This window comes from Marivita sp. S6314 (genome assembly GCF_023015985.1).
GTDB lineage: Bacteria > Pseudomonadota > Alphaproteobacteria > Rhodobacterales > Rhodobacteraceae > Marivita.
Genome location: NZ_JALKAO010000002.1, coordinates 384,591 through 405,875 on the forward strand (window position 1 = coordinate 384,591; position 21,285 = coordinate 405,875).

Annotated in this window: 26 protein-coding genes; 24 read left to right on the forward strand and 2 right to left on the reverse strand. The window is 60.3% G+C overall.

The window, feature by feature from the left end; genetic code table 11:
- Nucleotides 1–69 precede the first annotated feature (69 nt).
- From MWU54_RS06360 to MWU54_RS06410, 11 genes are all read left to right on the forward strand, one after another.
- Nucleotides 70–777, forward strand: a complete 708-nt coding sequence (locus MWU54_RS06360; protein WP_247081555.1) for an ABC transporter permease — start codon at nucleotides 70–72, stop codon at nucleotides 775–777.
- Nucleotides 770–1,519: an ATP-binding cassette domain-containing protein gene (locus MWU54_RS06365; protein WP_247081556.1), complete on the forward strand. Its 750-nt coding sequence runs from the start codon at nucleotides 770–772 to the stop codon at nucleotides 1,517–1,519. Before MWU54_RS06360 ends, MWU54_RS06365 begins: the two co-directional genes overlap by 8 nt.
- Nucleotides 1,520–1,536: 17 nt before the next feature.
- The gene (locus MWU54_RS06370; RefSeq protein WP_247081557.1) at nucleotides 1,537–2,349 is read left to right on the forward strand and encodes a substrate-binding domain-containing protein; all 813 of its coding nucleotides are present in this window, start codon (nucleotides 1,537–1,539) and stop codon (nucleotides 2,347–2,349) included.
- 68 nt (nucleotides 2,350–2,417) lie between these two features.
- A complete protein-coding gene (locus tag MWU54_RS06375; protein WP_247081558.1) occupies nucleotides 2,418–3,311 on the forward strand; it encodes a helix-turn-helix transcriptional regulator in 894 nt (297 codons plus the stop codon).
- Between the two features lie 36 nt (nucleotides 3,312–3,347).
- Nucleotides 3,348–3,710, forward strand: a complete 363-nt coding sequence (locus tag MWU54_RS06380) for a DUF202 domain-containing protein (protein WP_247081559.1) — start codon at nucleotides 3,348–3,350, stop codon at nucleotides 3,708–3,710.
- Between the two features lie 96 nt (nucleotides 3,711–3,806).
- Entirely contained in the window at nucleotides 3,807–5,555 is a 1,749-nt protein-coding gene (locus MWU54_RS06385) for a DNA polymerase III subunit gamma/tau (protein WP_247081560.1), read from the forward strand.
- Nucleotides 5,552–5,914 carry a hypothetical protein gene (locus tag MWU54_RS06390; protein WP_247081561.1) on the forward strand — a complete coding sequence of 121 codons (363 nt, stop codon included), beginning with the start codon at nucleotides 5,552–5,554 and terminating at the stop codon, nucleotides 5,912–5,914. The genes MWU54_RS06385 and MWU54_RS06390 overlap by 4 nt, the downstream gene beginning before the upstream one ends.
- 16 nt (nucleotides 5,915–5,930) lie before the next feature.
- A complete protein-coding gene (locus MWU54_RS06395) occupies nucleotides 5,931–6,275 on the forward strand; it encodes a YbaB/EbfC family nucleoid-associated protein (protein WP_247081562.1) in 345 nt (114 codons plus the stop codon).
- A gap of 31 nt (nucleotides 6,276–6,306) precedes the next feature.
- Nucleotides 6,307–6,900, forward strand: coding sequence for a recombination mediator RecR (recR, locus tag MWU54_RS06400; RefSeq protein ID WP_247081563.1), 594 nt, complete (start codon nucleotides 6,307–6,309; stop codon nucleotides 6,898–6,900).
- A 73-nt stretch (nucleotides 6,901–6,973) separates the two neighbouring features.
- Nucleotides 6,974–7,873, forward strand: a complete 900-nt coding sequence (locus MWU54_RS06405; protein WP_247081564.1) for an MBL fold metallo-hydrolase — start codon at nucleotides 6,974–6,976, stop codon at nucleotides 7,871–7,873.
- Between the two features lie 11 nt (nucleotides 7,874–7,884).
- Nucleotides 7,885–8,268: a rhodanese-like domain-containing protein gene (locus tag MWU54_RS06410; protein ID WP_247081565.1), complete on the forward strand. Its 384-nt coding sequence runs from the start codon at nucleotides 7,885–7,887 to the stop codon at nucleotides 8,266–8,268.
- Between the two features lie 42 nt (nucleotides 8,269–8,310).
- Here MWU54_RS06410 and MWU54_RS06415 read toward each other — a convergent pair whose 3' ends face one another.
- Nucleotides 8,311–9,057, reverse strand: a complete 747-nt coding sequence (locus MWU54_RS06415; protein WP_247081566.1) for a DUF1013 domain-containing protein — start codon at nucleotides 9,055–9,057, stop codon at nucleotides 8,311–8,313.
- Between the two features lie 135 nt (nucleotides 9,058–9,192).
- Here MWU54_RS06415 and MWU54_RS06420 point away from each other — a divergent pair, with 135 nt between their 5' ends.
- A complete protein-coding gene (locus MWU54_RS06420) occupies nucleotides 9,193–9,831 on the forward strand; it encodes a ribonuclease T2 (protein ID WP_247081567.1) in 639 nt (212 codons plus the stop codon).
- A gap of 18 nt (nucleotides 9,832–9,849) precedes the next feature.
- On the opposite strand, the gene MWU54_RS06425 is transcribed toward MWU54_RS06420, so the two are convergent.
- Nucleotides 9,850–10,542: a COQ9 family protein gene (locus MWU54_RS06425; RefSeq protein WP_247081568.1), complete on the reverse strand. Its 693-nt coding sequence runs from the start codon at nucleotides 10,540–10,542 to the stop codon at nucleotides 9,850–9,852.
- A 245-nt stretch (nucleotides 10,543–10,787) separates the two neighbouring features.
- Here MWU54_RS06425 and MWU54_RS06430 point away from each other — a divergent pair, with 245 nt between their 5' ends.
- From MWU54_RS06430 to MWU54_RS06485, 12 genes are all read left to right on the forward strand, one after another.
- Nucleotides 10,788–11,447 (forward strand): hypothetical protein, encoded by a 660-nt coding sequence (locus tag MWU54_RS06430; protein ID WP_247081569.1) that lies wholly within the window; start codon nucleotides 10,788–10,790, stop codon nucleotides 11,445–11,447.
- A gap of 118 nt (nucleotides 11,448–11,565) precedes the next feature.
- Nucleotides 11,566–11,772 carry a 30S ribosomal protein S21 gene (rpsU, locus tag MWU54_RS06435; protein WP_036556662.1) on the forward strand — a complete coding sequence of 69 codons (207 nt, stop codon included), beginning with the start codon at nucleotides 11,566–11,568 and terminating at the stop codon, nucleotides 11,770–11,772.
- Nucleotides 11,773–12,003: 231 nt separating this feature from the next.
- Complete coding sequence (locus MWU54_RS06440; protein WP_247081570.1) at nucleotides 12,004–12,582, forward strand: hypothetical protein; 579 nt, start codon at nucleotides 12,004–12,006, stop codon at nucleotides 12,580–12,582.
- Nucleotides 12,583–12,664: 82 nt separating this feature from the next.
- Nucleotides 12,665–13,339, forward strand: coding sequence for a haloacid dehalogenase type II (locus tag MWU54_RS06445; protein ID WP_247081571.1), 675 nt, complete (start codon nucleotides 12,665–12,667; stop codon nucleotides 13,337–13,339).
- Nucleotides 13,339–14,163, forward strand: a complete 825-nt coding sequence (locus tag MWU54_RS06450; RefSeq protein WP_247081572.1) for an alpha/beta hydrolase — start codon at nucleotides 13,339–13,341, stop codon at nucleotides 14,161–14,163. Before MWU54_RS06445 ends, MWU54_RS06450 begins: the two co-directional genes overlap by 1 nt.
- Nucleotides 14,163–15,140, forward strand: coding sequence for a threonine/serine dehydratase (locus MWU54_RS06455; protein WP_247081573.1), 978 nt, complete (start codon nucleotides 14,163–14,165; stop codon nucleotides 15,138–15,140). Before MWU54_RS06450 ends, MWU54_RS06455 begins: the two co-directional genes overlap by 1 nt.
- Nucleotides 15,141–16,340, forward strand: coding sequence for an endonuclease/exonuclease/phosphatase family protein (locus MWU54_RS06460; RefSeq protein ID WP_247081574.1), 1,200 nt, complete (start codon nucleotides 15,141–15,143; stop codon nucleotides 16,338–16,340). It abuts the gene before it with no gap.
- A gap of 31 nt (nucleotides 16,341–16,371) precedes the next feature.
- Complete coding sequence (gene pcaD / locus MWU54_RS06465) at nucleotides 16,372–17,160, forward strand: 3-oxoadipate enol-lactonase (protein ID WP_247081575.1); 789 nt, start codon at nucleotides 16,372–16,374, stop codon at nucleotides 17,158–17,160.
- Between the two features lie 65 nt (nucleotides 17,161–17,225).
- Complete coding sequence (locus MWU54_RS06470; protein WP_247081576.1) at nucleotides 17,226–18,431, forward strand: TCR/Tet family MFS transporter; 1,206 nt, start codon at nucleotides 17,226–17,228, stop codon at nucleotides 18,429–18,431.
- A 73-nt stretch (nucleotides 18,432–18,504) separates the two neighbouring features.
- Nucleotides 18,505–19,584 carry an alcohol dehydrogenase catalytic domain-containing protein gene (locus tag MWU54_RS06475; RefSeq protein ID WP_247081577.1) on the forward strand — a complete coding sequence of 360 codons (1,080 nt, stop codon included), beginning with the start codon at nucleotides 18,505–18,507 and terminating at the stop codon, nucleotides 19,582–19,584.
- A 57-nt stretch (nucleotides 19,585–19,641) separates the two neighbouring features.
- Complete coding sequence (locus MWU54_RS06480; RefSeq protein ID WP_247081578.1) at nucleotides 19,642–20,874, forward strand: mandelate racemase/muconate lactonizing enzyme family protein; 1,233 nt, start codon at nucleotides 19,642–19,644, stop codon at nucleotides 20,872–20,874.
- A gap of 75 nt (nucleotides 20,875–20,949) precedes the next feature.
- Nucleotides 20,950–21,270: a metalloregulator ArsR/SmtB family transcription factor gene (locus MWU54_RS06485; protein WP_247081579.1), complete on the forward strand. Its 321-nt coding sequence runs from the start codon at nucleotides 20,950–20,952 to the stop codon at nucleotides 21,268–21,270.
- Nucleotides 21,271–21,285: the final 15 nt, after the last annotated feature.

Genomic DNA, 21,285 nt, shown 5'->3' on the forward strand with positions numbered 1-21,285 from the left:
CCAAGTATGGCCTTGCATAATTTCCGGAATTTGCGACTATTTCGGAAATTATGCAACTTGGCGTGAGTCATGCACAGTATTTCAGAGGCCCTCAGCCTCGCCCTCGCACTGGTGTTCTCGGCAGATCCCGACCTTTTCGAAATTGTCGGCCTGTCCCTCTATGTCAGCCTGAGTGCGACGCTGCTTGCTTGTGTGCTTGGCCTGCCGCTGGGGGCATTGCTGGCGACAACACGGTTTCGCGGGCGCGGCGCGGCGCTCGTGGTGGTGAATGCGTTGATGGGATTGCCGCCTGTGGTGGTCGGGCTGTTTGTGTATCTCTACCTGTCGCGGTCCGGGCCCCTGGGGTTTCTTGGCCTCCTGTATACCCCCACAGCGATGATCATTGCGCAGACGCTGTTGATCACGCCGATCGTGGCAGCGCTGTCGCGTCAGGTGCTGGAAAGCCTGGATGGCGAATATGCCGAACAATTCCAATCCCTTGCCCTGAGCCGATGGCAACGCGTTCAGGCGCTGGTCTGGGACGGGCGCTATGCGCTTCTGACGGTGGCGCTGGCCGGTTTCGGCCGCGCAGTGGCCGAGGTTGGCGCGGTGATCATCGTAGGGGGCAATATCGACCACCTGACACGTGTCATGACAACAGCCATCGCGCTTGAAACGTCCAAAGGGGAACTGGCGCTGGCGCTGGCCCTTGGGATTGTGCTCATGACCTTGGCGCTTGCGGTTAACGCGATGGTCTATTCGGTGCGTACCACCGCAACGAAGGCGGCCTATGCGTGATACCAGCATGCTTGATGTGTCATCTACAGATGTTGCAACCCCGACCGGGTTGTCGGCCATTGGCCTGCAATTCGATGCGTCGAAGGCGGCGCTGATCCGGGGTCTGACGCTGCATCTGCCGGATAGCGGGATTCACTGCCTGATTGGCCCGAACGGCGCCGGCAAAAGCCTGACCTTGCGATTGCTGCACGGGTTGTTGCCCCCGAAGGCCGGTCAGGTGTTCTGGCGGGGTGTCGCGTTATCCGCATCTGACCGCGTGGCGCAGGCGATGGTGTTTCAAAAACCGGTGCTGTTGCGTCGCTCGGTGGAAGCGAATGTGGATTTCGTTCTGAAATCCCGCCGCACCAAGGATCCGGATTTCCGGGACAGCTTGCTCAACCGGGTTGGCCTTGCCGGACGCAACAAACAGCCCGCGCGGCTGTTGTCGGGCGGCGAACAGCAGCGGTTGGCGCTGGCCCGCGCCTTGGCGATCAGACCACGTGTGTTGTTCCTCGATGAACCCACCGCGAGCCTTGATCCCAATTCCGCCCGCGTGATCGAAGACATCCTGTGCGAAGAGCGCCACCACGGCACGTTATGTGTGCTTGTCACCCATGACGTGGGTCAGGCCCGGCGTCTGGCCGACAGCGTTGCCTTTGTGGCCGACGGGACCATTGCCGAGCACAGCCCGGCGGACCAGTTCTTCCGCGCGCCAACATCGGCGCAGGCGCGGGATTACCTTTCTGATCATCTTGTCCTCTAAACTTCGGAGCGTATTGCATGCGTTACACTTCTGCCCTCACCAGCCTGATCCTGTCCGCCTTCATGGCAGCCCCGGCCGCAGCCGATGGCAGCATTCTGGTACAATCCACCACCTCGACCGCGAATTCCGGATTGTATGACCACATCCTTCCGATCTTTACCCAAGAGACAGGCATCACGGTAAACGTGGTTGCCGTGGGCACCGGGCAAGCGATCCGCAATGCGCAGAATTGTGACGGTGACGTGCTTCTGGTGCATGCAAAAGCATCGGAGGAAAAGTTCGTGGCCGATGGGTATGGCGTGGCGCGGTCGGATGTCATGTATAACGATTTCGTCCTTGTTGGCCCCGGTTCAGACCCGGCCAACATATCCGGCGGGTCTGACGCGGGCGTCGCCCTGTCCACGATTGCGGACACGCAGGCCATGTTCGCATCGCGCGGCGATGACAGCGGCACACACAAGAAAGAACTGTCGCTTTGGGCCGCAGCCGGCATTGACCCCAGCACGGGCTCGGGGGCGTGGTATCGTGAAACCGGATCCGGCATGGGCGCGACGCTGAACGCGGGTGTTGGCATGAACGCATATGTGCTGACCGACCGCGCGACCTGGATCAGCTTTGGCAACAAGGCTGATTTTGACATCGCGGTTCAGGGCGATGACGCGCTGTTTAACCAATATGGCGTGATCCTTGTGAACCCGGACCGATGCCCCAACGTGAACGCCGATGATGGACAGGCTTTCATTGACTGGTTGCTGTCGGACACCGGCCAATCGGCAATCGGGGGTTATATGCGCGACGGGCAACAATTGTTCTTCCCGAATGCCGGATAGACCGGGCGCGCCTGCCCCGTCGACGTGATCTTGCGGTGGCTTTGCGTGTCGGACATAGTCGCATCGACATGCCCTACGCCAAGCCCCCCCTGCACGACCGGTATCTCACGGTTCCCGAACTGGCCGAGCTTCTGAGGATCAAGGAGCGCAAGGTCTATGACCTTGCGGCCTCGGGGGCGGTGCCCTGTTCCAAGGTCACGGGAAAGCTGCTTTTCCCGGAACAGGCGGTTCACAATTGGCTGGCCCGTGGGCAATCCGGCACATCTGCGGCAGAGACGCCGCGTCCGGCGGTGTTTCTAGGCAGTCATGACCCGCTGCTGGACTGGGCCTTGCGGCAATCTGAATGCGGCATTGCTACGTTTTTTGACGGCTCACAGGACGGGCTGGACCGGTTCAGCGCCCGTGAGGGGCTGGCTGCCGGTATCCACATCTTCGATCCCGCGCAGAACCTCTGGAATCTTTCTGTCGTCGACGCGCGGTTTTCCGGCACCCCTGCCGTTTTGCTGTCATTCGCCAAACGACAGCGCGGTCTGGTGCTGACGCCGGAGATGTCGTCCAAGATCACCTGCGTTGCGGATCTGGCCGGACGGTCCTTTACCCCGCGCCAGATCGGGGCGGGCACCCGTACCCTGTTTGACCATCTGCTGCGCGACGCCCGCGTGCCGCCCGACTCGCTCAACCTTGGCCCGGTTGCCCGCAGCGAAGCGGATGCCGTGTTGGCCGTGGCCGCCGGGGAAACCGATGCCACGTTCGGCCTGGCCGCGTTGGCGCATCAGCACAAACTTGGGTTTGTGCCACTGTTGGAAGAACGGTTCGACCTGTTGGTCAGTCGAACGTCCTATTTTGAGCCGGCGTTTCAGCGTTTCGTTCAGTTTTTACGAACAGACGCCTTTTGCGATCACGCGGCAGGCTTGTCAGGGTATGACGTCAGCGAAGTCGGAACAGTGCGGTGGAACGGCTAAGGCAACCCTGACGGGGTTACACAAGTGCGGGGTGGCATGTCGGACAAGAACAACCTTGCCGAAGAGCGGACGAACTGGGCAGAGGACCGGACGGTTCTTGCCAATGAACGGACGTTTGCCGGGTGGATGCGCACAGGTATGGCATCGGTCGCCCTGGCGCTTGGCCTGCGCGCGCTCTTTGGCCCGTTTGAGCCGACATGGGTGCCCAAAGCCGTGGCGTCGATCTTTATCCTTGTGGCGGTGCTGATTTTCTGGGCCGCGTGGCGCAATTCCTGCCGGACCCAGAAAGAGATGAACGAACACGCGACGAACAGTCAGACGAACCGATCCATGACCGTGATCACCGGAATTCTGTCAGCGGGGGCCATCGCCACCGGGATATTGCTTTGGTATCTCTGACCCGGCCTTGGTCAGCGCGCGCAAACGGCGAGGACGTGGTGGACGTTGGTCAGATGGTGGCATAGCTTGGCCGCGGACATTTAGGATGCCTGCCCCATGACCGACGCCACGCCCTATCAGGTGCTTGCCCGCAAATACCGCCCCGAAACCTTTGCCGATCTGGTCGGCCAGGAAGCGATGGTGCGCACGCTGAAAAACGCGTTCGAGGCGGACCGGATTGCGCAGGCCTTTGTGATGACCGGCATTCGCGGCATCGGCAAGACCACAACCGCGCGGATCATTGCCAAGGGCCTGAACTGCATCGGTGCCGATGGCACCGGCGGGCCGACAACCGACCCTTGCGGGCAATGCGAGCATTGCGTGGCGATCATGGAGGGGCGGCATGTCGACGTCATGGAAATGGACGCCGCGTCCCGCACCGGTGTGGGCGACATCCGCGAGATCATCGACTCGGTGCATTACCGGGCGGCGTCGGCGCGCTACAAGATTTACATCATCGACGAAGTGCACATGCTGTCGACAAGCGCGTTCAACGCGCTGCTCAAGACACTGGAAGAACCGCCTGCGCATGTAAAGTTCATCTTCGCCACCACCGAGATTCGCAAGGTGCCGGTGACAGTGTTGTCGCGGTGCCAGCGATTTGATTTGCGGCGGATTGAACCGGAAGAGATGATTGCCCTGCTTCGTCGGATTGCGACGTCCGAAAGCGCCGAGATCACGGATGACGCGCTTGCGCTGATCACCCGGGCCGCCGAAGGATCGGCGCGGGATGCAACGTCGCTACTGGATCAGGCGATCAGCCATGGCGCGGGGGAAACCGGAGCTGATCAAGTCCGCGCAATGCTTGGATTGGCCGACCGGGGACGCGTTCTGGACCTGTTCGATCTGGTGATGAAAGGCGATGCGGCCGGTGCACTGACGGAGTTGTCGGCACAATATGCCGATGGGGCCGATCCGATGGCGGTGCTGCGCGATCTGGCCGAGATCACGCATTGGATTTCGGTGGTGAAGATCACGCCCGAGGCGGCGGAAGACCCCACCGTCAATCCGGACGAACGTCAGCGCGGTCAGGATTTCGCAGCGGCCCTTGGCATGCGACCGCTGACGCGGCTGTGGCAGATGTTGCTGAAAGCGCTGGACGAGGTGGCGCAGGCCCCCAATGCCATGATGGCCGCAGAAATGGCGATTATTCGGATGACCCACGTGTCCGAGTTGCCAAGCCCCGAAGACCTCATCAAGAAACTGCAGGACACCCCGCCCACACCACCCCCCCCGGATGGCGGCATATCAGCGGGAGCCAGCACCGGCACATCCGCCATGGGCGGCCCCGCGCCAACACATGCGCCGTCCTCGGGACCGCATGCCTCTTACGGAGGCGCGGCGGTCGCGGTTGCGGCTGATCAGGCCCTTGCCCGGTATCCGACATTTGACCACGTGGTGGAATTGATCCGTGCCAATCGCGACGTGAAACTGTTGGTCGAGGTCGAAAGCTGCATCCGACTGGCGGCGTATCAACCCGGACGGATCGAATTCACGCCCACAGACAATGCCCCGACGGATCTTGCGCAACGGCTGGGCGGCGCGTTGCAGCGCTGGACCGGAAACCGGTGGGGTGTGTCCATCGTCAACGGTTCGGACGCCGAAACCATCAATGAACGCAAAGATGCGGCAGACTTGGAGATCAAGGCCAAGGCTGCCGAACATCCGCTGGTCCAGGCCGTGCTGGAGGCGTTTCCCGGCGCGACCATCGAAGAGGTGCGCACCCCCGATCAGATCGCAGCGGAAGCCGAAGCCGACGCCTTGCCCGAAGTGGAAGATGAATGGGACCCCTTCGAGGAGGATTGATCCTTTCCGTCCTGCCGGGTTCCGCGATGGCCGAACTGTGCAGCGTTCAGCGCCCGGATTGGGACGGCGTACCGGTCACGGCGATTCAGGAAACCCTGTCGTTGGCCTCCACGCCGGTTGTGCTGATCTTGTTGCTGCTCAGCGCGCTGGCCATTCGGTTCAAAAGCCAGTGGGGGGTGTTGGTCCTTGTCGTTCTCTGGACCATTCTTGTGTCGTTCCTGTCGATCTTTGCACCAAACGCACGAACCGTGGGGATGATGGAAGGATGCATTGGGTCTCCTGCCTTGTTCATCGGCATCATCGCTGCGATATGTGTTGGGATGATATTCTACACCGCGCCTCCGTCCAAGGAGCGCTGACAATCGGGGAGATACGATGTTCAAAGGTTTGGGCCAGATGGGTGACATGGCCAAAATGATGAAGGCCGCACAGGAAATGCAGGGCAAGATGCAGCAAATGCAGGAAGACCTTGCGACAATGACGGTCGTGGGGGAATCCGGCGCGGGTCTGGTCAAGGCAACCTCCACAGCCAAAGGCGAGCTGACGGCGCTCGACATCGACCCGTCGATCTTTAACGGCGACGATAAGGAAGTTGTCGAAGACCTGATCCTGGCCGCGATCAAGGATGCGCAGCAGAAGGCGCAGGACAAATCTCAGAAAGAGATGTCCAAGCTCACTGAAGGTCTGGGCTTGCCGCCGGGCATGAATCTGCCGTTCTGAATGCACCGGCACGCGGTTCCAGCCTGACCTGATGCGCGATGACAGCGACATAGATGCACTCATCTCGATGATGGCGCGTTTGCCGGGGCTTGGCCCCCGGTCCGCGCGGCGCGCGGTGTTGCACATGATCCGCAAGCGCGGGTTGCTGTTGGGGCCGCTGGCCGATTTGATGACCCGCGTCGCCCGGGATGCGCGGGAATGCCTGAATTGCGGCAATATCGGCACGCAGGATATCTGCGAAATCTGCGATGACCCCCGCCGCGCCACCGGCCTGCTTTGCGTGGTCGAGGACGTGGCGGACCTGTGGGCGATGGAGCGCGCAAGCGTGTTCAAAGGGCGCTATCACGTTCTGGGCGGCACGCTTTCGGCGCTCGACGCTGTGGGGCCGGAAGAGCTACGGATCCCGAAGCTGCAAGCCCGGGTGGAAAGCGAAGAGATCACCGAAGTGATCCTTGCCCTGAACGCCACCATCGACGGTCAGACCACCGCGCATTACATCGCCGATCAACTGGAAGGCCGCGTCACCCTGTCCTCACTTGCGCAAGGCGTGCCCATTGGCGGAGAACTCGATTACCTTGACGAAGGCACGATCAGCGCCGCCCTGACTGCGCGCAAGCCGGTCTGATCCAAACACGTGCAAAAAATGGAACCTGTTCCGCGGCTCCTCCGTTTTGTGACAAAGAACGGAGGACACAGTCATGACGCTCTCACGCACCAGTGCATCGCAAGGCGCGAATTCCCCGGAGGTCACGGGGTTCTACGACGAAGACACCGGCAGTATTCAATACCTGGTTGCTGACCCCGAAACGCGCAAGGCGGCGCTTATCGACATCGTGATGACGTTCGATCCCGAAAGCGCGTCCACCAATTCTGAAAGTGCCGACAAGATCCTGCACTTTGCCGATCACGAAGAGCTGGAGATCGAGTGGATTCTTGATACGCACCCCCATGCGGATCACCTGATGGCGTCATCCTATCTGAAGGAAAAACTGGGAAAGCCCAATGCAATCGGGGCCAAGGTTGAAGAGATCGCCGCGCTGTGGCGCGATTATTACCACATGCCCGACGCGTTCGACCCGGCACGCGATTTCGACCACCTTTTCGAAGACGGAGACAGTTTCAAGATCGGATCGCTGCCGGTGCGCGTGATGCTCTCGCCCGGGCATACTCTCGGATCAATCACCTACGTGGTCGGAAGCGACGCGGCTTTCGTACATGATACCTTCATGCATCCCGATGCTGGCACCTCCCGCGCGGATTTCCCGGGAGGTATCGCATCCGACCTCTACGAATCCCTGCAGACCATTCTCAAGTTGCCAGATCACACGCGCCTGTTTGTCGGTCATGACTACGGCACCAAACACCGGGGCATCCCCGAGTGGGAGGCCACCGTAGCCGAACATCGGCGGCACAACACACATATCGGGGGCGGCGTTTCGAAGAAGGCGTTTGTCGAACGCCGCGAAGCACGCGACAAGACACTCGCCCTGCCGGATCGCATGTTGTCGGTGCTGCAGATGAACCTGCGCGCCGGACGTTTGCCCGCGCCCGAACGCGACGGGAACGCTTACCTGAAAATCCCACTCAACCGCTTCTAGGAGAAACCATCATGAAATCCGAAACCACCGAAAACGGCACGCTCGAACACTGGACACCGGAAGAGGTCGCAGCGGCATTCTCCGAAAATGATATTGTTCTGATCGACGTGCGCACGCCGCAAGAATTTGGTCTTGAGCGCATCGAAGGCGCGCTGCTGGCCCCGATGCAGGCGTTTCAGCCGGAACATATGCCGGACCAGTCTAAAAAGCAGATCGTGTTCCATTGCGGTTCGGGCGTGCGGTCCGAAAAGGTCGCGCGGCAGTGCCTGGCCGCCGGTTTTGACCGGATCGCGCATATGGAAAGCGGCTTTGGCGGATGGAAAGAGGCGGGCCTCAAGTACATCGGCACCGATGTTTCGACCGGTGCGCCCAAGGAAATGCAGAAATCCAATTAAAGAAGAAGCCCCGTCGAATGATCGGCGGGGCTGTTTTTGATCTTACTTGTCGTCGTCTTCGTCGTCATGGGTCCCGTCAGGCAGATTGAAGAAGCTGTCCGCGTCGGCGTAATCATCGTCTTTCTTCTTGTCCTCGTCATCGGTGCTCGACAGGCTGAAGGTTTCCAGACCTTCAATCGCACTTGGCAGACGCGGTTCGGTGTCCATGTCGAGGCTTTGTTCCGTCGACACCAGCTTGCGGCGTTCGTCATCCGTCATCACCGCTTCCTGTTTTTTCGCGGCTTTGGCAACGGCGGCATCCAGTTCGGATTGCTTGCACAGGCCCAGCGCCACCGGATCAATCGGCTGGATGTTGTTGATGTTCCAATGCGTGCGCTCACGGATCGCCTGAATGGTCGGCTTGGTGGTGCCCACAAGTTTAGAGATCTGGCCGTCGCTCAGTTCAGGGTGGAACTTGACCAGCCAAAGAATCGACGCAGGCCGATCCTGGCGCTTGGACAGCGGCGTGTAGCGTGGACCGCGGCGCTTTTCTTCGCCTTGCGCGGCGGCATACACCTTGAGTTTGAGCGCATAGAGCGGATTCGCCTCGCCCTTCTTGATCTCTTCCGCGTCAAGCTGGTTGTTGGCAATCGGGTCAAACCCTTTGACCCCTGCCGCCACGTCGCCATCCGCGATGCCCTGCACTTCAAGTTCGTGCATGCCGGTGAAATCGGCGATCTGCTTGAAGGTCAGTGTTGTGTTGTCCACCAGCCAGACGGCGGTGGCTTTGGCCATAATCGGTTTACCCATCTCGCGTCTCCTTACGCATAGCTTGTTTGCTCTCTCGGAGCGGGTCCAAGAGGTCCCGGATCAGGCCGGGACGGTTTCCATTGTCAGGGAACTTGGCGCGCTTATAGTCGCGCAAAGGCAAAGAGGAAAGAGAAAATGCGGCCATTGCTTCTGGGTCTTTTGACGGTGATTTGCGCGTCCGGTGCAACCGCCAAGGGGGAAAAATCTGGGGATTTTGATTACTATGTGCTGTCGCTCAGCTGGTCACCGACCTGGTGCGCGCTGGAAGGTGACGGGCGCAAATCTCCGCAATGTGATGCAAGTGCGGATTTTGGCTGGGTCCTGCACGGGCTATGGCCGCAATACCATCGCGGCTGGCCGTCTTACTGCCCCACAACCGAGCGCAACCCGTCACGGGCAATGACGCGGGACATGGCCGACATCATGGGCACATCCGGTCTGGCCTGGCATCAATGGAACAAGCACGGGGCCTGTTCCGGGCTGTCCGCGACCGACTACTATGCCACGTCGCGCGATGCGTTCAGCCGGATCACCCGGCCCGAGGTGTTCCGCAAGCTGGCTCGCGCGGTGACATTGCCCGCGTCGGTCGTCGAGGATGCCTTTCTCAAGGCCAATCCGCAGCTTGAGCCTGACATGATCACCATCACCTGCAAATCCGGCCGCATTCAGGAGGCCCGGATTTGCCTGTCCAAAACGCTGGACCCGGTGCCCTGCGGCGTGGATGTGGTGCGAGATTGCCAAATGGATGACGCCTTGTTCGCGCCCATTCGATAGGTGTGCGCCAGCGATGGTTTAGCGTGGCACGGTCCACCCACCGGGCAGATCGTCCCGCTTTGGCTGCGGTGGCTGCACCCGGGACAGCAGCTTTTCGGCCCCTTTCATCAATGGGCCAAGCCCGGGTGCCTTGCGCACCTGCGCCTTGACCTTTTCGATCTGCATGACGTCGCCGATCCGCCGGTCCAGAAACGCCCAGGTTGCCTGATGGTCCAGCGAATCGTCCCCCAGCCAATACAGAACCGTCGATGAATAGACGCCCGCCAGCGTGGCGCGTTTGGTGTACCAGTTGATATCGCGTGAACTGTCGCCAAGCTCGGTCCAGATCCGGTCGGACGTGCCCCAGATCAAACGCGCGCCCTCGGCTGCATGCATCGGCAACGCGAAAAGCGTGGCGCCACGGCGCACCGCCTCTTTGTCGTCAACCGCTTCGAGGCGCAGACGGACCGCAAGAGTCACTTTGTCCCGAAACCGCATGTCCGACAGATCTTGCGCTTTGAAGGCCTCTGCCATCGCGTCATCCCCGCGACGGTGAAACGCAGCAGCCAAATCGACCGCGCCACGCGGGTAGAGCCCGCGCGCCAGGGCGGGTGCCACGCCGACATCCTCGATTGCCGCGCGGAACGCCGTTTCCGACCATCCGTCAAACGGCACATGCAGCAATGCCGCATCCAGCAGTTGCGTTGCGATATCTGTTTCGGTCTCGGTCATGTCATGCCTCCGGCAGGGCGCGGGCCCATTTCGACAGGTAACCTAGGCCGATCCCAGCGCGAAGACCACCAATTGCATGACATTGGTGCATGACGCGCCGTCTGGTCAGATCGCGGGCAGAACCGCTGCATTCGTACAAAATTAGCCGGGTCACCGCGCATCTGATCTGGAAGCCCGCATCAGGTGTTGGTAGACCGGTCCCCCGCACTGATCAAAAAGCGAGAGGCGTCGTGCAGCACCATCACATGAACACCGTTTTGCTGTCCCTTGGCGCAGCTGTGCTGGCCGCAGCGTTTATTGCGTCGGCGATGTCAAAGCAGCTGTTTTTCACCTATTTCGGGGCCGAAGATTCGTTGATTGAAAACATCACGGCCGTGGCGCTTGTCATTTCAGGGCTTATCCTGCTGCGCCGCGCAATCAACGCGCGACATGCCGTGACACGCGGCGCGCTGGCGCTTGGGGTGGTGTACGGTCTGCTTTACATCTGGGCGGGCGGCGAGGAGATCTCGTGGGGGCAGCGGATTATCGGGTTCGAGAGCCCTGCCTATTTTCAGGAAAACAATGACCAGCAGGAATTCACCTTCCACAATCTGGTGATTGGTGGCGTGAAGCTGGACGAACTCATCTTCGGGCCGGTGCTGTCATACATTATTCTCAGCTACCTGATTGTCCTGCCGGTGCTGTGGCCGCGTGTGACGTGGGTTCAAACCCTGACACAAAGAATGATGATCCCGGTTCCCCGCCTTCAGCATGCCGGTTTTGCACTGGTCGTGACCTTGATCATCCCGCTTCTGAACGAATCCCGGCGATGGGAGGTGTACGAGTGCATTTTTGCGCTTCTGTCGATGGCGATCTTCCTCTACCCGGCCAATCCGGTGGAGAACCGCGACGCGCTGGCGGAGTAGTCGGAACAGGCCGCGGCTTGGTGTCGGATATCCCACTGGACAAATCGCACAAGGCTTGCTATCCGAGCGGCTCCTGCAAATCCTTGCAAATCCAACTTAGAAAGGTGGTGAAAACCACATGCAGGTTAGTGTTCGTGACAACAACGTCGATCAGGCGCTCCGCGCTCTGAAGAAAAAGCTGCAACGTGAAGGCGTTTTCCGTGAAATGAAGCTGCGTCAGCACTTCGAAAAACCATCGGAGAAAAAAGCCCGCGAGAAAGCCGAAGCGATCCGCCGTGCGCGCAAACTGGCGCGTAAAAAGGCACAGCGCGAAGGTATGCTCTAAGCAGATTTTCCAGCACTGTTAGTGTTTTGAGCCCCCGGATGCCTTTGGCGTCCGGGGGTTTTTTCTTTTCGCAGTCCGGTGGCGTCGAGTTTTTCTTGCGCGAACCGCATCAAGACAGGATACTCACCCGTACACGACTTTTATTGTCTTAGGTTCAGTTTTTTACATCCTTGTTTTTCGCAATGCGCTCGTTTTCGGGAAATCTTGGAATTCATTTTGAGGATACTGCAGATGTCTGGCGACAACTCCACAGTTAACATTTTGGTCACCTGCGCTGCCTTTCAGGTTGAATATGCCTTGGAGGGCAAGATCAGTATGGCAGGGGGCGCGCTTTCCAAAGGTGGTGCTGCGGGTCTCTTGGTACAGCCCGTTGTCTGGGCTGTGACTGGCTCTGGCCCGGATGCGGCAGACGCGTTTATCTATGGAACAGGCGTTGCAGGTGCGTTTGCCGGGGCCATCCTCGCCATTCCCGCAATGGCAACCGGCGTGGTCAAGGCCGGGATGGACGACTATATCGGCGGTCTAGTTGAAGAAGCGCGACAAGACGAACTGGCGGAGGTGCGCGGGGGCATTTACGGCACCGACGACTATGGCTTCTGGGCCGCGAACAACAGTATCACGGCAATGACCATCGCAAGTAAAGGTGGTGTCGCGTGGAAACACCCAAACGGCGCTTATTGCTTCATCAAGGACGCGTCGGACACGCTGATTTGTGACTTCCGCCCGAAAAAATATACCGAGATTTTCCGCCCTATCCTACCTCTCAAACTGAACGGCGACAAAGTGCTTTGGACCGGGTCGGACTACTGATCCATCTTTTCCTGAACGCCCCCTTTCCTGCCATCCCGTGATCTGACAGGTTGCTGAAGATGTATAGGGAGGCGCGCCATACATGGCACAGGTTTACGTTTTTGATGCCTACGGCACCTTGTTTGATGTCGCGGCGGCTGCGCGGGTGGCGGCAGAGGAACCGGGGCGCGATGCGTTGAAAGCCGTTTGGCCGCAATTGGCCGAACACTGGCGACTCAAGCAACTTCAATACACGTGGTTGCGGGTGATCACGAATGACTACACCCCGTTCTGGGAGATCACAAAAGACGGTCTGGACTGGGCGATGGAGAAGGTTGGTCTGGACGATCTTGAACTGCGCGAACGGTTACTGGCGCTGTATTGGGAACTTGCCGCGTATAAAGAAGTGCCGATGATGCTGGCCCACCTCAAGGCCGCTGGAAAGACATGTGCGATCCTGTCGAACGGCAGCAAGGACATGCTGGAGGGGGCCGTCGACAGTGCCAGGATCGGTGAATTCCTGGACGCTGTCCTGTCGGTTGAGGACATCGGCACCTTCAAACCCTCTTCCGCTGTGTACGACATGGTCGAAGCACGCTTGGGATGCGCCAAAGACGAGGTGCTGTTCGTGTCCTCCAACGGTTGGGACGCGGCAGGTGCCGCGGGCTACGGGTTCGAGACGGCCTGGGTCAATCGGGCCGGAGATCCGGTTGATCGCCTTCCGCATCAGCCACACCACATCCTGACGGACCTTTCGACCATTCCGGAGCTTGCCTGATGCCACGGTTCACCACGTCAGACGGCATATCGCTGTCCTACACCGATGAAGGCCAGGGGCTTCCCGTGCTTTGCCTTGCAGGCCTCACACGGGATGGGCGCGATTTTGATTTCGTGGCCCCGCACCTGAGCGACGTGCGGTTGATCCGCCTCGATTACCGTGGTCGGGGCAAATCCGATTGGGCGGATGCCGAAACGTACCAAATCCCGGTCGAGGCCCGTGACGCGTTGGAATTGATGGATCATCTCGATCTGGACAAGGTTGCCATCTTGGGCACGTCTCGCGGGGGGCTGGTTGCGATGGTTCTGGCGGCAACGGCCAAGACCCGATTGCACGGTGTCGCGCTCAATGACATCGGCCCGGAAATTGATCCGCAAGGCATTGAGGTGATCAAGAATTACCTTGGACGCACGCCCGCGCTGTCCAGTCACGCCGAGGTGGCCGCTGCACGAGAGGCCACAATGACGGGCTTTGCAAACGTCCCGAAATCGCGATGGCTGGAAGAGGCGCAGCGGCTGTTCCACGAAACCGAGGATGGCTTGACCCTGACCTATGATGCGAAACTGCGCGATGCGGTTCTGGAGGCCGGGGCGCAACCCGCGCCTGACCTCTGGCCGCTGTTTGACGCCTTTGCGGGGTTGCCTCTGGCCTGCCTTCGGGGTGCAAATTCCGACCTGCTGGCGGCCTCGACCTTTGCCGAGATGAAAGCCCGCCGACCTGACATGATCGCTGTCGAAATCCCTGACCGGGGGCATATCCCGTTCCTCGATGAACCCCAAAGCCTTGACGCCTTGCGGCGCTGGCTCGACATGTTGAAACCCTGATGGATATTGCGCGGATCGAAGCCGCTGCACGGCGCCTGCAGGGCCATGCCCGGGTCACCCCTCTTTTGTCCTCCCCGTTTCTGGACGACATCGCCGGGCGACGCGTGCTGGTCAAAGCGGAATGCCTGCAACACACCGGCAGCTTCAAGTATCGCGGCGCGCGGTCGGCTGTGTCCGCCTTGCCCGAGGACCAGCGCGCGGGCGGCGTGATCGCGTTTTCGTCCGGCAATCATGCCCAGGGTGTCGCTTTGGCGGCCAGACAGTTCGGCATCACCGCTGTGATCATCATGCCAGCGGATGCGCCGCGTCTGAAGATCGACAACACCCGCGCCCTGGGGGCAGAGGTCGTGCTTTATGACCGGGCCACCGAAGATCGCGACGCCATCGGTGCGCGGCTGTCCGAAGACCGGAACCTGACCCTGATCAAACCCTTTGACGACCCAGAGGTCATCGCGGGTCAAGGGACGTGCGGGCTCGAAATCGCGACCCAGGCGGCAGAGCGCGGCATCACCCATGCCGACGTCATCGTTTGCTGCGGCGGCGGTGGTTTGACCTCGGGCATTGCCTTGGCATTGGAAGCCAAGGCACCGGGACTGCGCGTGCATACGGCAGAACCGGAAGGGTTCGATGATGTGGCGCGGTCGCTGGCGTCTGGCCGGATCGAACGCAATGCGCGGTCGGCGGGGGGATTGTGCGATGCGATTGTCACGCCGCAGCCCGGAAACCTGACCTTTCCCATCATGGCCCGCTTGTGCGGCCCCGGATTTGTGGTCACGGATGACGAAGCACAGATGGCGATGGCACAGGCGTTTTCGCGCCTGAAACTCGTGGTTGAACCCGGTGGTGCTGTGGCACTTGCCGCAGCGCTTTATCATGGCGATGCGCTGAACAATGATACGGTGATCGTGACGCTATCCGGTGGAAATGTGGATCAGTCGGTCTTTACCGCAGCGCTGGACCGTTTTGGAGAAAACTGAATGCAAGACGTCACTGTCGCGAGCTTCAACGTCAAGAACCTGATCGGCGCGGATCAGGAATACTACAAATTCCAGACATACACGCCCGAAGAATACGCATGGAAAGAAGACTGGCTTGCGGATCAGCTTCTGGCGCTGGATGCCGATGTCGTCGGGTTTCAGGAGATTTTCGACGAAGCCAGTTTGCAAGCGGTGATTGACGAAACCACCGCCCGTTCGGACGAATTGAACGATGTCGCGCAACCCGATCGCAGCAAGAAGTACCGCAAGAAAGCGATCTTTCGTCGGCTGGAAAGCGGTGGCTACAAGGGCGCGTCCTTGGCGTTTGCCCCCAATACCGCCGACGAAGGCATTCCCGGCGAACGACGCCCGGGTGTGGCGATCCTGTCGCGGCTTGGATTCGTGGGGCAGCCCGAGATCATTCAGGATCTGGAGACGCCGCTTGTCATTCCATTTGCCCCGCTCAGGGGTATCGACAGTGGCGATGCAGGACACTTCACGCTCAGACGGCTGTCGCGCCCGATTCTCAAGGTCCGGGTCCGCATGGGCGCGCAAACTGTGACGGTGTTTAACTGCCACCTGAAATCGAAACTGGGCGAATATATCAAACCACCGGGCGCAGACTATGCGCCCGAGGCGGACCTGACCGAATACGATCCGCTGGGCCGCGCGATGGGGGCGTTACGCGCCGCCACCCGGCGCATGGCCGAAGCATGGATCTTGCGCCAGCACATCGTTGCGGAATTGCGGGCCGGTCATCCGGTGATGGCCATGGGCGATTACAATGATGGCGAACATGCCGTCAGCTCTGAGATCATCGCGGGTGAACGGCCCTTCAAGAACTACGCGTGGATGTTGCGGCATGACGCACAGCACCGGTCGGACCGGTACACCAAGGAAGAAAGCGAACAGATCACCGAAGCCGTTGAGGCTGTTCGCCTGCTGTCCGCCGAAAAGCTGTTTGTGCGGAAATCCCTGCGAGACATGGTCTACACGTCCGCCTTCGGTGGTGTGTTTGAAAGCATCGACCAAATCTGGCTGTCGCGCCATTTCGATCCTGATTTCGAAGGCCGGGTCGGTGAAATGACGTATTTCAGCGTGCTGAATGATCATCTGACAGATGGCAGCCATCCGGAAGCGCCGTATAACAAGCTGGCAAGCGACCACGGACAAATCATGGCGCATGTCCGGGTGCGCTAGGCAACGGATCAAGAACAAGGGAGAGTTTGCAATGTGGGTGGCTGATCTGGGGGATATCCGGCTGAACTACCGGATCGACGGGGATCCGGATGGGGCACCTGTTGTGTTTTCCAACTCGCTTGGAACCGATCTGCGGCTTTGGGACAAGGTGATTGCCCGGATGCCGAAGACCGGGCTCAAATATATCCGCTATGACAAGCGCGGGCACGGCCTGTCAGATTGCCCCAAACCACCCTACGCGATGGGCGCGCTGGTGCGCGACGTGGAGCAATTGATGGATCACCTGTCCGTCCGCGACGCGGTGTTTGTCGGCCTGTCCATCGGCGGCATGATTGCGCAGGGGCTTGCGGCCAAGCGGCTTGATCTGGTGCGGGCGATGGTGCTGTCGAACACCGGCGCACGGATTGGCACGCGCGAGATCTGGGCAGACCGGATCGCAACGGTCGAGCGCGATGGCATCGCGTCCATTGCGGATGCCACCATGCAGCGCTGGTTCTCGGACGCGTTCCGCGAGACGGACGAATTCCACGCTTGGCGCAATATGCTGACGCGCACTCCGGCGGATGGGTACACCGGGTGTTCGCACGCCATTTCGGGTACGGATTTCTTCACCACAACCGCCGCGCTGCGACTGCCGACACTTGGGATTGCCGGGTCCGAGGATGGGTCGACGCCCCCCGACCTTGTGCGCGAAACCGTGGACCTTGTTCCCGGATCGCACTTTGAGCTGATCCGCAAAACCGGGCATCTGCCCTGCGTGGAAGACCCGGACACCTATACGGATATCTTGACCACGTTCATTGCCGCACAGGCGCATTGACGCGAAAACTGTCAGGTGTAGTTTACACTTAACGGCGCACCTGCCTGTTTTCCGAAAGCCCGCACATGCGTCTGCCCGTCGTTTTTATCCTTGTCAGCGTCATGATCGACGCGATGGGTGTCGGGTTGATCATCCCGGTGATGCCGGACCTGATCCGCGAGATCACCGGCGAAGATCTTGCCAATGCCGCTGTGTGGGGCGGCATACTCACCACCGTATTTGCGGTGATGCAATTCCTGTTTGGCCCGGTCATGGGCAATCTGTCCGACAGGTACGGGCGTCGTCCGATCCTGCTGATCACATTGGCTGTGATGGCCGCAGACTACGTGGTGATGGCGCTGGCGGGCAGTATCTGGCTTTTGTTCCTGGGCCGCTTGGTTGGCGGGATCACCGCCGCAACTCAGGCCACCGCCACAGCCTATATGGCGGACATTTCCGAACCCGATAAAAAAGCGCAGAATTTCGGCCTTGTCGGGGCGGCGTTCGGTCTTGGTTTTGTGATCGGCCCGCTGTTGGGCGGTGTGCTGGGGGAATGGGGCACCCGGGCGCCGTTCTGGGCCGCGGCAGTTCTGGCCGGAGCAAACGCCATCCTTGGGTATTTCGTGCTGACCGAAACCGTTACCGATGCGATCCGTCGCCCGTTTGACTGGCGGCGCGCAAATCCGTTTGGCGCGTTCAAATCCCTGAAACAGCTTCCCGGCTTGGGGCGTCTTTTCGCGGTGTTCTTCCTCTACCAGGTGGCATTTTTTGTCTATCCGTCGGTCTGGGCCTATTTCGGCCAGGCACGGTTTGGTTGGAATGCGGGCATGATCGGGCTGTCGCTGGGGCTGTTCGGGATCATGATGGCCATCGTTCAGGGCGGGCTGATCCGGATCATTCTGTCCCGGCTCGGCGAACGCGGGACTGTGATTTACGGGTTGGCGTTCGACGTTGTTGCCTTTGGGGCGCTTGCCTTTGTCACATCCGGCACGCTGGCCCTGATCATGACGCCGCTGGCCGCACTTGGCGCCGTGATCACGCCTGCGCTGCAAGGCATCATGTCGAAGAAAGTGGGCGACAAGCGGCAAGGCGAACTGCAGGGCGCGCTGACATCGGTCGGCGCGATTGCGATGATCGTGTCGCCGCTGATCATGACGTTCGTTTTTGCCGAATTCACACGCTCCGACGCGCCCGTGTTTTTTCCCGGTGCGCCGTTCCTGCTGTCGCTTGGTCTGATCGCCATTGCGCTGATTGTGTTTTTGCTTCCCTCACGTCGCTCTGTCGCTGCCTGACCTGCTGCTGTCGACTTCGCACTTGCGCTCTGTTCCGGGCCGCACCACCCTGCCTGAAAATCAGGGAGGGGTCATGACCCGCATCAAAGCCGCCGTATGTACAGAATTCGGCAAACCGCTGGCCATCGAAGAGCTTGAACTGCGCGCGCCGCACGATGGTGAGATCGAAGTGACGCTGGACGCAGTGGCGATCTGCCATTCCGACATCCATTTCGCGGAAGGCGCATGGGGCGGAGACCTTCCCGCAGTTTATGGGCATGAAGCCTCCGGGCGGGTGTCGGCCATTGGTGCGGGCGTCACAGGATTACGCACCGGACAACGGGTTGTCGTCACTCTGATCAAGGCCTGCGGGACGTGTGCAAACTGCGCCAGCGGAAAGCCTACGATTTGCGACAGCCCGGGGGATACCGCGTCACCAATATCCCGCCCGGATGGCACTGAAGTCACGCAGGCGATGAATTGCGGCGCATTTGCCGAACGGGTGGTTGTCGACCAAAGCCAGGTGGTGCCCCTGCCCGAAGACATGCCGCCCGAAGCCGTGGCCCTTATGGCGTGCGGCGTGATCACCGGCGTTGGTGCCGTGGTGAATGCCGGAAAGCTGCGGGCCGGCGAAGACGTGGTGGTGATCGGCGCGGGCGGTGTCGGCCTGAACGCCATCCAGGGTGCGCGCATTGCCGGCGCGCGGCGGATCGTGGCCGTGGACATGACCGCGGACAAACTGGAAACCGCCAAGGCCTTTGGCGCGACCGATGGCGTTTTGGCCACGGCAGACGCGCCGTGGAAAGACGTCATGGCACTCCTTGGACGCGGCGCAGACCTTGTTGCGGTCACGGTTGGGGCGGTTCCGGCCTATAATGATGCGTTGCGATATCTTGGCTGGGGTGGGCGCATGGTCATGATCGGCATGCCCCATTCCGGCGCGATGGCCGAATACGAACCGGTTGTTCAGGCCTATATGGGCCAAGCCATGATCGGATCAAAAATGGGGGACGTGGTGATCCAGCGCGACATCCCGTGGCTTGCCGATCTGTACCGGCAAGGCCGCCTGCAGCTTGATGAACTGGTGTCCGGCCGCTTCACGCTGGATCAGATCAATGACGCGATTGCAGACACCAAGTCCGGTGGCTCGAAGCGCAATGTCATCTTGTTCTGAGACAGACCGGACCGTCCCGCGCAGGGTTTCGCACATATTGGCAGAAAGAGACGCCCCATGAAACTTGACGGTCTCGACATCCTGATCACCGCACCGCCCTCCCCCGGTTGGGGTGGACGATACTGGATCCTTGTCAAAGTCACGACCGACACTGGCCTGACCGGATGGGGCGAATGCTATGCGTCGTCGGTTGGACCGGACGCGATGCGGCATGTGATCGAAGACGTGTTCGACCGGCATATGAGGGGGGAATCGCCGGAAAACATCGAGCTGATGTTCCGGCGCGTGTATTCCTCAGGCTTCACCCAGCGCCCGGATCTGACCGTGATGGGCGCGTTTTCCGGGCTGGAAATCGCCTGCTGGGATATTCTGGGCAAGGCGCGGGACCGTCCGGTCTATGCCTTACTGGGCGGGCAAATGACGCCCAAGGTGCGCGCCTACACATATCTTTATCCCCTGCCCCATCATGACGTCACCCGTTTCTGGACCGACCCGGATGCACAGGCCGAAGCTGCCAGGGAATACGTGAAACAGGGCTACACAGCGGTCAAATTTGATCCGGCGGGCCCCTATACGATCCACGGCGGCCACCAGCCTGCACTGACGGACATCGCGCTGTCGGTCGAGATGTGCAAAGCCATCCGCGACGCCGTCGGCAACCGCGCGGATCTGCTGTTCGGCACCCACGGACAATTCACAACCTCCGGGGCCATTCGCCTTGGTCAGGCGTTGGAGCCCTACCTGCCCCTTTGGTACGAAGAGCCGATCCCACCGGACAACCTGCTGGAATTTGCCGAGGTTGCCCGCGCTGTCCGCATCCCGATCGCGACGGGTGAACGCCTGACCACCAAGGCGGAGTTCGCGACGGTCCTGCGCACCGGCGGCGCAAAGATCCTGCAACCGGCCCTGGGCCGCGCGGGCGGCATCTGGGAGATGAAGAAACTCGCGGGACTGGCCGAGGCGTTCAATGCCGAAATGGCCCCGCACCTCTATGCAGGCCCTGTTGAGTGGGCCGCGAACCTGCATCTTGCCACCTCGATCCCCAATCTTCTCATTGCGGAAACCATCGACACGCCGTTCCACCGCGACCTCATCGGCGCATCCATTCGCGTGGAGAACGGCTTTGTCACGCTGTCGGATGCGCCCGGCCTAGGCATTGACGTGAACGAAGATCTTGCCCGCGCGCATCCCTACACCGGGACCGGACTTCATCTCGAGATGCAGGCCAGCCCCTGCAATTATCAGGACGGCAACACCTTCACCGGCGGCGCCCCACCCGAAGACGCTTGATCACGATTGCGCTAAACCTTTGAAAAGCAGAGTGGATCAATGCTATAGGACCCGCTGTGTAACGAGGGTACCTTGATGTCTGAAACCGCGCTTGCGCCTGCGACCACTTACGCGATGGTCAAAAACGCCGAAAACGCGGCGGCATATCTCAAGACTTTGGCGCATGAAGGGCGCTTGATGATCCTGTGCCATCTGTGTTCCGGCGAACGCTCCGTTGGAGAGCTTGAAGCACTTCTTGGCATCCGTCAGGCGGCGGTCAGTCAGATGTTGTCGCGCCTGCGGGACGAAAAGCTTGTCAAAACACGGCGCGAAGGCAAAACGATCTATTACAGCCTGAGCGACCGCGATACCGAACGGATGATCACCCTTCTGCATGACATGTTCTGCCAAACCTGACCGTCACATTGCATT